The following is a 9,846-nucleotide window of genomic DNA, read 5'->3' on the forward strand; positions in this document are numbered from 1 at the left end:
TCAGGATGTCGAATTAAGCGACCGCCTACGTCGAATCCGCCGATGGCCCGCGCATTCCGCCAACGCAAATCGAAGAGAAAGCAGGGCGCTGCCGTTATCATATGCGCTGTTTTCATCTCGACGCCCAACCAACGATGTCCAGAATCACGCCTCCGAAAGCCACGCCGCCCCGCATGTCGGATGTCGCCCGTCTCGCGGGTGTCTCGAAGATGACGGTGTCGCGCGTGATGGCGGGGCGCAGCGCGTCGGAGGCGACGCGCGAGCGCGTGCAGCGCGCGATCGAGGAACTCGGCTATGTGGCGGACGCGGCTGCCGGCGCGCTGTCCTCGGGGCGCTCGTCGTTCGTCGCGGTGCTGGTGCCGTCGCTGTCGAGCTCGAACTTCTCCGATACCGTGGGCGGCCTCACGGCCGTGCTCGAACCGCAAGGCCTCGAACTGCTGATCGGCGACACCGACTATCTGCCCGAACGCGAGGAGCGCCTCGTGCGCCAGATGCTGCGCCATCAGCCGCGCTGCATCGCGCTGACCGGCTCGCAGCACACGGACGCCACGCGCGCGCTGTTGCAGCGCTCGGGCGTGCCCGTGGTCGAGATGTGGGACCTGCCCACGGAGCCGATCGACATGGCCGTGGGCTTTTCCAACGTGAGCGCGTCGCGCGAGATGGTGCGCTACCTTGCGCACAAGGGTTATCAGCGCATCGGTTTTCTTGGCGGCGCAAGCGAACTCGACCGGCGCGGCCTCGACCGTTTCAAGGGCTACCAGGCGGAGATGAAGGCGCTCGGGTTCGACCGCCATCGCGTGGTGCGACTTGGCGAGTCGCCGGTCACGATGAGCCACGGCGGCCCGGCCATGGCCGAACTGCTGGAGCGCTGGCCCGACACGCAGGCCGTGATGTGCGTGAGCGACATGTCGGCGTTCGGCGCGATCATGGAGTGTCAGCGGCGCGGCCTGAACGTGCCGCGCGACATTGCGATTGCGGGCTTCGGCAACTTCGAGATCGCGGCGTGCTGCCATCCGGCCATCACCACGGTTTCGGTGGACGCCTACGGCATCGGCCAGCGCACGGGCGAGGCCATCGTCGCCGCGCTCCTGGCCGAAGACGGCGAGGGGACGCGGCATCCCGCCAAAACGCGCATTCAGTACACGGTCGTGCCGCGCGAGAGCGCATGATGTCACGCTCGATACGGCGGAAGTGATCCGGACTGCCGACGATCAGAGTGCCTTGCCGATGCGCTGCGCCATCTCGACCACGGCGATGGCGAGGCGCTTTTCACGGCGCGCGTCGAGCCGCTCGAGCGGCAGGCTCGTGCTGACCGCCACGCGCTTGCCGAGCGCAGTCACGCCGACGAACGCCGCGAAACACGTGATGCCCGCCGTCACTTCTTCCCGCTCGTGCGCGAGACCCGAGCGGCGTATCGCGGCGAGCGCCGCGAGCAGGTCCGGCTTGCGCGTGATCGTATGGGCCGTGACGGCGGGAAGCTGGCGCGGCAGGATCGCGTTGACTTCGTCGTCGGACAGGCTGGCGAGCAGTGCCTTGCCCAGCGCGCAGCAATGCGCGGGCAGTCGCGAGCCGAGATCGGAGACGAGGCGCACGGGCCGCGCCGGGTCTTCGCGCGCGAGGTAGACGACTTGTGCGCCGTCGAGCACGGCCAGTTGAACGACCTCGTTATGCTGCGCGACAAACACCGTGGCTTCCTGCCGGAACACTTCCTGAAGCCGGTCGTGCCGCACGTAGGCGCTACCCAGCTCGAACAGCGTGAGGCCGACGATATAGCCGTCGGCGCGCTTTTCGATCCAGCGCCGGCGCTCCAGCGAGTCGAGCATCAAATAGAGCGTGCTGCGCGAGAGCCCGGTGGCCTGCGCGATGGCCGCGGCGCGCACCGGGCCCGGCGCCTGGGCGAGCACGTCGAGAATGTCGTGTATGCGCCGCAGCGCGGGAACTTCATACGGTGAGGACATGGCACTGCGCGCGGGGTTGCCGCCGGAAGAGTGATCCAACAGGCTGGAAATACTAACATCATGTTGGACAGTGCGGTGCGCCCATCGATGCGGCCGCGTTCCTTGGTATCGTTGAGCACGCGCCATGATGCGGCGCATGCACACACGAGTCCGGGGGAGTCGCGCAAGATGAGGTATTCGAATCTGGTCGAGCGGTTGCAGGGCCGTCGTACGACGGCATGGGAGATCCATCACGCAGCGGTGCAGGCGGCGGCGCGCGGCGAAGACGTGATCGTGCTGAGCGTGGGCGACCCCGACTTCGCCACGCCCGCGCCCATCGTCGAGCGCGCCGTGGCCGCGCTGCGCGAAGGCGACACGCATTACACGGCCATCATGGGCCGCGAGCCGCTGCGCGAGGCGATCGCGCGCGAGCATGCGCTGCAAAGCGGGCGCACGGTCGGCGCGCAGAACGTGATCCTCAGCGCGGGTGCGCAGAACGGCCTGTTCGCCTCCTCGCTGTGCTTGTGCGAGGCCGGCGACGAGGTGCTCGTGCCCGAGCCGATGTACCTGACCTACGAGGCCGCGATTCGCGCCTCGGGCGCCACGCTCGTGCCGGTGCCCGTCGATCCTGCGAGCGGCTTTCATCTCGACTGCGACGCACTGGAGGCGGCCGTCACGCCGCGCACGCGCGCGATTTTCTTCGCCACGCCGTGCAACCCCACGGGCGCGGTGATGCCGCGCGAACATCTGGAACGCATCGCGCAACTGGCGCGGCGGCACGATCTGTGGGTGCTCTCCGACGAGGTTTATGCCGACCTCACGTTCGAGCGCGAGCACGTGAGCATCGCGGCGCTCGAAGGCATGGCCGAACGCACCGTCACGCTGGGCAGCCTTTCGAAGTCGCATGCCATGCCGGGCTGGCGGCTTGGCTGGGTGATCGCGCCGGAAACGATGATCGCGCACCTCGCGCGGCTCACGCTCTGCATGCTCTACGGCCTGCCCGGCTTCATCCAGGAGGCGGCGCTCACGGCGTTGAACCAGCGCGCGCAGATCGTCTCGGAGATGCGCGAGATCTATCGCCGCCGCCGCGACATCGTCTACGCGCGGCTGGCGAACGTGCCCGGCCTGAAGTGTCTGCTGCCGGAAGCGGGCATGTTCATGATGATCGATATTCGCGGCACGGGTCTCGACACCCAGGCGTTCACCTGGCAGCTTTTCGAGGCGCAGAAGGTTTCCGTGCTCGATGCGAGCGCGTTCGGCGAAACCGCCAATGGCTTCGTGCGGCTCGGCTTCGTTGTGGACGAGCCACGGCTCGTCGAGGCGTGCGAGCGCATCGCGGCGTTCGCCAGGGCGCGCGTGCCCGCGCCGCGCTAGCGTGTTTCGAAGTAGAGGCGGGTAGGCTCGAAGAGGTTAGCGGGCAGTGCCTCTTTCGTGAACCACGCCCAGCGCGCGCACTTGTCGGGTTCGGTGACGACCGGCTCGCCGGATGCGCTGGCCTCCACGAACAGCGTCACATGGCGCACGCGGCCGTTTTCGAGCCAGCCGCTCGCCCAGCCGGCTGCCTGCGCGCGGCTCAGTTCGAGACCGGTTTCCTCGCGCAGTTCGCGCGCGGCGGTGACGAGCGGATCTTCGCCGGGGTCGGCCTTGCCGCCCGGAAAGGCCCACGTGTCACGCCCCCACGCGCTTTTGCGCAGCCCGAGCAACCAGGCTTCGCCATTGCGCACGACGACGCCCACGCCTAGCACGGTCACTGGAGAGTTTGCATCCTGGCTCATGCTTTCCCGAAGTCTTCCGATATTGATACGGATGCCGAAGCAAATTAAAAATCGATCGTGTCCGCGCGCCGCTCAAGCACAAGCGCCGCTGCGCGGGACAGGCGCGGCAGGGTCTAGCGCTCGCCGTCCAGCAGATCGTTGAGCAACTCGTCGAAGGCGGCCTGGGCGTCTTCCAGTTCCTGGAGTGCTGCGTCGAAGGTTTGCAAGGCGAACTGTGACGGCTTGCCTTCGCCTTCGGGCGGAAACTGCGATTGCAGCGAGGTGAACGCCGCCTTGACGCGTAGCGTGGCGGTGAGCACGCGTTCCATTGCGGCGGCTTCTTCGGCTCGTGCCTGTTCTGGGGTCATTGAAAGCTCCGTATTGAGTGAATGCTGTTGATGCTGTTGAGGGGGGCGGCTCAGGGCAGCGGCAGGCCGCCCTCGGCTTTGACTTCGCGCAGCGACAGCGCCGATTCGACCGACGTGACACCGGGCAGGCTGCGCAACTGGTCGCGCATGAAGGTGCCGTAGTCGTCGAGGTCGCGGGCCACTACTTGCAGAATATAGTCCGCCGTGCCGGACACGTTGTGACAGGAAAGAATGCGCTCGATGGCGAGCACCTCGCGCTCGAAGCGGTCGGCGAGCGCGCGGTCGTGCACGGCGAAGCGCACCGAGACGAAGCCCACCACGCCGTAGCCGAGCGCGCGGCGCGAGAGCACGGCGCGATAGCGCTCGATATAGCCCTCCTGCTCCAGGCGCTTGAGGCGCCGCGCGCAGGGCGTCTCACTCAGGCCCACGGTTTCGGCGAGGCGGGCGTTGGGCATGCGCCCGTCGGCTTGCAGCGCGCCGAGTATCGCCCGGTCGAGTTTGTCGAGGTCGCTCATGGCGGTGAGGGGAATGCTCTTGGGAATTTCAGAATCCTAGCGTATTCCGCTAATCAGTGGAGAATGATGTGCGAAAAACGCCAGAAATCGCTCTGCATGGAGCGGCATCATAGAGCCTCTTTCACGCGAGGCCATCATGATTTCCGCCCACCTGCTGTTGATGTTCATCGTCGCCCTGATCATCGTGTGCGCGCTGCCCGGCGCCGACATGGCGCTCGTGATGCAGACCAGCATGAACCGCGGCACGCGCAGCGGTTTTGCGGCGGCGTGCGGGCTCGGCCTTGCGCGCGCCACGCATGTGACGCTTTCCGCCTGCGGTCTCGCGGCCCTGCTGCGCAATGCGCCCTGGCTTTACGAAGTCGTGCGCTACGTGGGGGCGGCGTATCTCACCTGGATCGCCGTGCAGATTTTCCGCGCGCCGGAGTTCGCCATGCCCGAACAGGCGGGCGTGGCCGTGGCGCGGCCGCGCCGCGCCGATTTCGCCAAGGGCCTGCTCACGAACTTGCTGAACCCCAAGGCGCTGCTGTTCTGCTCGGTGCTGCTGCCGCAGTTCATCCGGCCCGAGGCGGGCTCGGTCTGGTTGCAGGTTTCCGTGCTGGGCGTGGTGCTCGTTGCCGTGTGCGCGTTGTTCGACGTGATCTATGTGCTGGGCGCGGCGCGCATCGCCGTGTGGCTGCGCCGGCATCCGCTCGCGCAGACGGTGCAGAAGTGGGCGTTCTCTTCGGCGTTGATCGGTTTCGCGCTGCGGCTGTCGCTCGATTGACAGCCTTCGTGAATGACACGGATGTGACCTCATGCGGCGCTTAAGGCGCCGCATGCTTTTTGGACGCCGGCGCGCTTAGCGGGCGCCCAGATAGTCGAGCTTGCCCAGCTCCACGCCGTTGTGGCGCAGGATGTCGTAGGCGGTCGTGACGTGGAAGAAGAAGTTGGGCAGCACGAAGCCCAGCAGATAGCTCTGGCCCGTGAATTCGATCGGGCCGCTGCGCATCTTGAGCGTGATGGCGCGTTCTTCCGTGCCGTCGATCTGCTCCGGCTTGAACGTCTTCAGATAGTCGATGGTCTTCTGGATGCGTGCGTGCAGTTCGTCGAACGTGACCTCGACGTCCTCGAATTTCGGCGCCTCCACGGCGGCGAGGCGCGCAGCGCAGCCCTTTGCCGTGTCGGTGGCGATGTGGATCTGGCGCAGGAGCGGCAGCATGTCGGGGAAGAGGCGCGCGCCCGTCAGCACTGAAGGGTCGATCTGCTTCTCGGCCGCGTGTGCCTGCGCCTTGCCGATGATGTTTTGAAGATTGGTGAGACCGCGCACCAGCACGGGCACCGATGCTTGATACATGGAAATGGACATGGGGTTTCCTCGTTTCTTCGAATGCGCGCGATGCGCTCCGTGACGGAGCTGACCGGGCGGCCCATTATGCGCTATCGGGTCGCGCGTCGCCATCGGCCGGAGGGCAGAGTGTGAGCGGGGGCGGCTGGATGTTTTGGCGCGCGTGCGAATCGTTTCGTCATCCGTAATAAAAATTCCCTGCGAAACCACGGAGTTGCGGGCGAGCCGTGCGAGGCGTTGCGCGCCGCGCGCATGGCCCGAATCGAGGCCGTGTGAGCGTGTGATCGAGGGGGTGCGCTCAATTGCCCCGACAAATTTCGAATGTGGTCTAATAACTCCGCACCAACCATCCATTCCGCATCGTGCAGCAGGCGCGATGCGCTCAACCATGAACGCAGAAAAGGCAGCAAGAAGCCGCATCGCGCGCCGCATGGCAGAAGGTTTTGCTTGTTGGGGCGGCGTCCCTCGCTCGCGTGCTCATGTGCTGCGCGTGGCGCTGCTGGCGCTGGCCGCGGGCGGCGCGGCGCAGGCCGCGTGCGCGCAGGATCAGCAACTGCTCGATACGCGCGTCACACAGGAGTCGGTGGCGGATACGATTTGCCGCCCGGGGTATGCCGATACCGTGGCGCCGCCGTTCGACGACACCATGGCGCTCAAGGACCGCATGCTCGCGGCGCGCGGCATCGACGCCGACGACGGGGTTCGCTACGCGCTCGACCGGCACGTGCCGATCGTCCTGGGCGGCTCGCCGGACGCCACCGCCAATTTCGACCTGCTGCCGTGGGGCGGCCACGCCGGCGAGCGCCGCAAGTCGCTGCTCACGGTGCGCCTGAAGCGCTGCGTGTGCGCGGGGCGCATGACGCTTGCGCAAGCGCAGGCGGCGATCACCGGCAACTGGGCGCACCAGTACGAAAGCCTGACACGCATGGAATGCGGCGCTCAGGCGGACGAAACGACCTCGGCAAGCAGCGACGACGGCTCCTGAAGCGCGATTTGAAGGCATCTTCCCCTTATTGGGTATGCCCGTTGCGAGTCCGGTCGCGGGTGCGCGTCTGACAGACAATATGCCGCAGCACGCCTTCCATCAAATGCGACTATGCTGACATTCATCAACAAGAAGAGGAGTAACGAAGATGCTTACGTCCACCCTTTTGCTGCTTGCTGTCGCGGCCCTGCTTGGTCAGGTGGCGTGGACCCGCTCGCGCGCTCGCGCGAGCCTGCAACCCGTACGCGTGCGCGCGAATCCGCCCCGCCGGTTCCGCTGAGATTTCGCCGCCTGGAATTTCGCCGCAACTACGCACCGATTCCGACTCTTCCGCTTTCTTTCGCCTGGTAGCAGCCATGCATCTGACCGTCTGGAACGTTCCAGAGACCTGTAGCGAACAGGATGTCCGCAGTTTTTTCGAGCGCGAACTTGGCCATTACGCCAAGGGCGTCACCGTTTATGACGTGGGCACGCCGAACGCGCACGCGGATCTCGAACTCGATTCCGAAGTGCCTTACGTAGCCGACGCCGTCGCGCGCGAGCTTCAAACCCGCCGCCTCGCCGGGGTCGCGCTGAGAGTGAGCGCCACCCCGTTCGACGACGAGCCGCAGCCGCAACGCGGTTAGGCCGCGTCGTAAGGCGTGATGGGCAGCGCCCGCTTGTGGCGGGTCGCGTCGTAAAAGCGAAAGATCGTTTCGTACGCCACGTCGCTCACCGGCTTGCCCTCCAGAAAGTCGTCGATTTCGTCGTAGCCGATTCCGTAGGCGTCTTCGTCCGGATGCAGCGGGCGCAGCGTCTCCAGATCCGCCGTCGGCGTTTTGTCGACGAGCGCCGGGCTCGCGCCCAGCGCTCGCGCGAGCGCGCGCACGCGGCGTTTGTTCAGGCCCGCGAGCGGCAGCACGTCGGCGCCACCGTCGCCGAACTTCGTGAAAAACCCCATCAACGACTCCGCTGCGTGATCCGTGCCGATCACGAGGCCCGAGCGCGCGCCGGCTACGGCGTATTGCGCGATCATCCGCTCGCGCGCCTTGATGTTGCCGTGGACCTTGTCCTGCTCGCTCTCGTCCGCGATGACGAGGCCACCGGCTTTGAGCGAGGCGAGCATCGCGTCGGCGGCGGGCCGCATGTCGACGCTCAGGGTTTCGTCCGGGGCGATGAAAGCGAGCGCCGCGGCGGCGTCCGCTTCGTCGCGCTGCGTGCCGTAGGGCAGGCGCATGGCGACGAAGCGTGCCGTGCCGTGGCCCTGCGCGCGCAGGTTTTCCACGGTCAATTGCGCGAGGCGGCCCGCCGTTGCGGAGTCCACGCCGCCGCTGATGCCGAGCACGAGCGTGCGCAAGCCGCTTGCCAGCAGGCGCTGCGCGAGGAAGCGCACGCGGCGCTCGATCTCGGCTGGCGCGTCGAAGCCGGCTGCGACGTTGAGTTCGGCGATGATTGCCTGCTGGCGGGCGAGGCGCTCTGCGGGTGGGGCGGCGGGATGCTGGGACATGGGCGGTTCCTTTGCGGTGTGCGCGACAAGTGCGCGCATCTTCGGATGTCTGGTCTAATGTCGGGTGGTCGTTGCACCGACGGCGACGCCGCACTGGACGGCGCCCGACCTATCCGACTTCAGACAAGACGCACAATCAGCCGGACTTACGATGAACGACAATTTTTCGCGGCGCATGGGCGCTCGCGTGCACGGCGGCGTCCGGGGAGGCGCCCTGCATCTCTCGCATCTTAAAGTGCTGCGGCTTGCGGCGCCGGTGCGCCGCGCACTGGTAGGCGCGCTGTGCGCATGGTGGGCGGCGAGCGGCGCATGGGCCGCCGACGTCGCGCCGGCTTCCGGTGCGCACGTGGCCTCAGGGGCCGTGCAGCGCGCGCCGGTGCATCCTGCGTCGAAGCCTGCGGCTTCCGGCGCTTCCGCCGCCTTGGGCGCCGCGCCTTCGCATGCGGCTTCGCAGGCGGCCTCGACCGTGGCGGCTTCGGCCGCTTCCGCGCCCGTGCATGCCTCGGTGGCTTCAGCGGCATCGGGCGTTGCGGGCGCTTCTGGCGCTCCGGCCGCGTCGTCCGCTCCGTCCGCTCCGTCCGCCTCAGCCGCGCTGGCCGCCTCCGGGCCTCCCGTGCTCACGCTGCCTGTCCATCCTGCGCTCACGCCCGAAGAGGCCACCGAAGCAACGCGCCGCGCGCTCGAAATGCGCAAGGTCTTCGCTCGCGACGTCAACCGGCGTCTGCGTGTGCCGCCCGCCGAGCAGCGCGCCTACGGCGTGCGCCTGCAAGCCGCGCTCGAAGAAAAGGATCTTGGCGCCCTGGCGGGCGAATTCGTGGTTCTCGTCGATCGCAGCGCGAACGTGCAGGCGCTCTTCATCTACTTCCGCGCGTTGCCCCAAGACCCGTGGCTGATGATCGGCGCCTCGCCGGTCGCGACGGGCCGCCCTGGCGAGTTCGACCACTTCCTCACGCCGCTTGGCGTGTTCGAGCACACGCCGATGAACATGGACTTCCGCGCGGAAGGCACCATGAACCAGAACAACATCCGCGGCTACGGGCGGCGCGACATGCGCATCTACGACCTGGGCTGGGTGGACGGCGAGCGCGGCTGGGGCAAGGGTGGCTATTCGCAGATGCGCTTCCAGATGCACGCCACCGACCCCGACCGTCTCGAGCCGCTGCTCGGCATTCGTCACTCGAAGGGCTGCGTGCGGATTCCGTCCACGCTCAACGCGTTCATCGACCACTACGGGATTCTCGACGCCGAGTACCAGGCGCTGGTCGACTCGGGCAGGTCGCTGTGGGTGCTGCACTCGGATCGCGAGATCACGCCCTGGGCGGGCCGCTTCATCGTGGTGGTCGATTCGGAGCGCAAGACGCGCCCCGCATGGTCGCCCGCGCCCGGCAGCAAGGTGCGCGCGAAAGTGCCGGCCGGCGCCGATACCGCCGATTGAGCACTTGAGCTCTTGAGCGCTTGAACACCTGAGCAGGCGGCG

Annotated in this window: 13 protein-coding genes; 7 read left to right on the plus strand and 6 right to left on the minus strand. The window is 67.2% G+C overall.

The window, feature by feature from the left end; translation table 11 throughout:
• Nucleotides 1-173: 173 nt before the first annotated feature.
• Nucleotides 174-1,169 carry a LacI family DNA-binding transcriptional regulator gene (locus C7401_RS09350; RefSeq protein ID WP_112171081.1) on the plus strand — a complete coding sequence of 332 codons (996 nt, stop codon included), beginning with the start codon at nt 174-176 and terminating at the stop codon, nt 1,167-1,169.
• A 42-nt stretch (nt 1,170-1,211) separates the two neighbouring features.
• Here C7401_RS09350 and C7401_RS09355 read toward each other — a convergent pair whose 3' ends face one another.
• The gene (locus C7401_RS09355) at nt 1,212-1,958 is read right to left on the minus strand and encodes an IclR family transcriptional regulator (RefSeq protein ID WP_112171082.1); all 747 of its coding nucleotides are present in this window, start codon (nt 1,956-1,958) and stop codon (nt 1,212-1,214) included.
• A gap of 168 nt (nt 1,959-2,126) precedes the next feature.
• Between C7401_RS09355 and C7401_RS09360 the strand changes: the two genes are divergently transcribed.
• Nucleotides 2,127-3,311, plus strand: a complete 1,185-nt coding sequence (locus C7401_RS09360) for a pyridoxal phosphate-dependent aminotransferase (protein WP_112171083.1) — start codon at nt 2,127-2,129, stop codon at nt 3,309-3,311.
• Here C7401_RS09360 and C7401_RS09365 read toward each other — a convergent pair.
• The 3 genes from C7401_RS09365 to C7401_RS09375 all read right to left on the minus strand — a co-directional run bounded on the left by C7401_RS09365 (nt 3,308) and on the right by C7401_RS09375 (nt 4,574).
• Complete coding sequence (locus C7401_RS09365; protein WP_112171084.1) at nt 3,308-3,712, minus strand: nucleotide triphosphate diphosphatase NUDT15; 405 nt, start codon at nt 3,710-3,712, stop codon at nt 3,308-3,310. The genes C7401_RS09360 and C7401_RS09365 overlap by 4 nt on opposite strands.
• A 113-nt stretch (nt 3,713-3,825) precedes the next feature.
• On the minus strand, nt 3,826-4,059 hold the full coding sequence (locus tag C7401_RS09370) for a hypothetical protein (protein ID WP_112171085.1): 234 nt from the start codon (nt 4,057-4,059) through the stop codon (nt 3,826-3,828).
• Nucleotides 4,060-4,109: 50 nt separating this feature from the next.
• Nucleotides 4,110-4,574, minus strand: coding sequence for an Lrp/AsnC family transcriptional regulator (locus tag C7401_RS09375; RefSeq protein WP_112171086.1), 465 nt, complete (start codon nt 4,572-4,574; stop codon nt 4,110-4,112).
• A gap of 136 nt (nt 4,575-4,710) precedes the next feature.
• Between C7401_RS09375 and C7401_RS09380 the strand changes: the two genes are divergently transcribed.
• Nucleotides 4,711-5,337 (plus strand): LysE family translocator, encoded by a 627-nt coding sequence (locus tag C7401_RS09380; protein WP_112171087.1) that lies wholly within the window; start codon nt 4,711-4,713, stop codon nt 5,335-5,337.
• 75 nt (nt 5,338-5,412) lie between these two features.
• Here the strand turns inward: C7401_RS09380 and C7401_RS09385 are convergent, their stop codons facing one another.
• Nucleotides 5,413-5,919, minus strand: coding sequence for a DUF1993 domain-containing protein (locus C7401_RS09385; RefSeq protein WP_112171088.1), 507 nt, complete (start codon nt 5,917-5,919; stop codon nt 5,413-5,415).
• 409 nt (nt 5,920-6,328) lie between these two features.
• Between C7401_RS09385 and C7401_RS09390 the strand changes: the two genes are divergently transcribed.
• The 3 genes from C7401_RS09390 (at nt 6,329) to C7401_RS09395 (ending at nt 7,509) form a co-directional block, all read left to right on the plus strand.
• Entirely contained in the window at nt 6,329-6,883 is a 555-nt protein-coding gene (locus C7401_RS09390) for a hypothetical protein (protein WP_224045080.1), read from the plus strand.
• 148 nt (nt 6,884-7,031) lie between these two features.
• Nucleotides 7,032-7,163, plus strand: a complete 132-nt coding sequence (locus tag C7401_RS45520) for a hypothetical protein (protein WP_258396947.1) — start codon at nt 7,032-7,034, stop codon at nt 7,161-7,163.
• Between the two features lie 76 nt (nt 7,164-7,239).
• Nucleotides 7,240-7,509, plus strand: coding sequence for an RNA-binding protein (locus C7401_RS09395; RefSeq protein WP_112171089.1), 270 nt, complete (start codon nt 7,240-7,242; stop codon nt 7,507-7,509).
• Here the strand turns inward: C7401_RS09395 and nadE are convergent.
• Entirely contained in the window at nt 7,506-8,369 is an 864-nt protein-coding gene (nadE, locus tag C7401_RS09400) for an NAD(+) synthase (protein WP_112171090.1), read from the minus strand. The two genes, C7401_RS09395 and nadE, sit on opposite strands and share 4 nt — an antisense overlap.
• Before the next feature lie 175 nt (nt 8,370-8,544).
• On the opposite strand from nadE, the gene C7401_RS09405 reads away from it, so the two are divergent.
• Nucleotides 8,545-9,804, plus strand: coding sequence for a L,D-transpeptidase (locus C7401_RS09405; RefSeq protein WP_373864429.1), 1,260 nt, complete (start codon nt 8,545-8,547; stop codon nt 9,802-9,804).
• The last annotated feature ends 42 nt before the right edge of the window (nt 9,805-9,846 follow it).

The sequence above is a fragment of the Paraburkholderia unamae genome (assembly GCF_003268775.1).
Taxonomy (GTDB): Bacteria; Pseudomonadota; Gammaproteobacteria; order Burkholderiales; family Burkholderiaceae; genus Paraburkholderia; species Paraburkholderia unamae.

Bases quoted from the DNA above. Each gene is read 5' to 3' on its own strand.
- C7401_RS09350 (WP_112171081.1), top strand. From the start codon at position 174: ATGTCGGATGTCGCCCGTCTCGCGGGTGTCTCGAAGATGACGGTGTCG.
- C7401_RS09355 (WP_112171082.1), bottom strand. From the start codon at position 1,958: ATGTCCTCACCGTATGAAGTTCCCGCGCTGCGGCGCATACACGACATT.
- C7401_RS09360 (WP_112171083.1), top strand. From the start codon at position 2,127: ATGAGGTATTCGAATCTGGTCGAGCGGTTGCAGGGCCGTCGTACGACG.
- C7401_RS09365 (WP_112171084.1), bottom strand. From the start codon at position 3,712: ATGAGCCAGGATGCAAACTCTCCAGTGACCGTGCTAGGCGTGGGCGTC.
- C7401_RS09370 (WP_112171085.1), bottom strand. From the start codon at position 4,059: ATGACCCCAGAACAGGCACGAGCCGAAGAAGCCGCCGCAATGGAACGC.
- C7401_RS09375 (WP_112171086.1), bottom strand. From the start codon at position 4,574: ATGAGCGACCTCGACAAACTCGACCGGGCGATACTCGGCGCGCTGCAA.
- C7401_RS09380 (WP_112171087.1), top strand. From the start codon at position 4,711: ATGATTTCCGCCCACCTGCTGTTGATGTTCATCGTCGCCCTGATCATC.
- C7401_RS09385 (WP_112171088.1), bottom strand. From the start codon at position 5,919: ATGTCCATTTCCATGTATCAAGCATCGGTGCCCGTGCTGGTGCGCGGT.
- C7401_RS09390 (WP_224045080.1), top strand. From the start codon at position 6,329: ATGGCAGAAGGTTTTGCTTGTTGGGGCGGCGTCCCTCGCTCGCGTGCT.
- C7401_RS45520 (WP_258396947.1), top strand. From the start codon at position 7,032: ATGCTTACGTCCACCCTTTTGCTGCTTGCTGTCGCGGCCCTGCTTGGT.
- C7401_RS09395 (WP_112171089.1), top strand. From the start codon at position 7,240: ATGCATCTGACCGTCTGGAACGTTCCAGAGACCTGTAGCGAACAGGAT.
- nadE (WP_112171090.1), bottom strand. From the start codon at position 8,369: ATGTCCCAGCATCCCGCCGCCCCACCCGCAGAGCGCCTCGCCCGCCAG.
- C7401_RS09405 (WP_373864429.1), top strand. From the start codon at position 8,545: ATGGGCGCTCGCGTGCACGGCGGCGTCCGGGGAGGCGCCCTGCATCTC.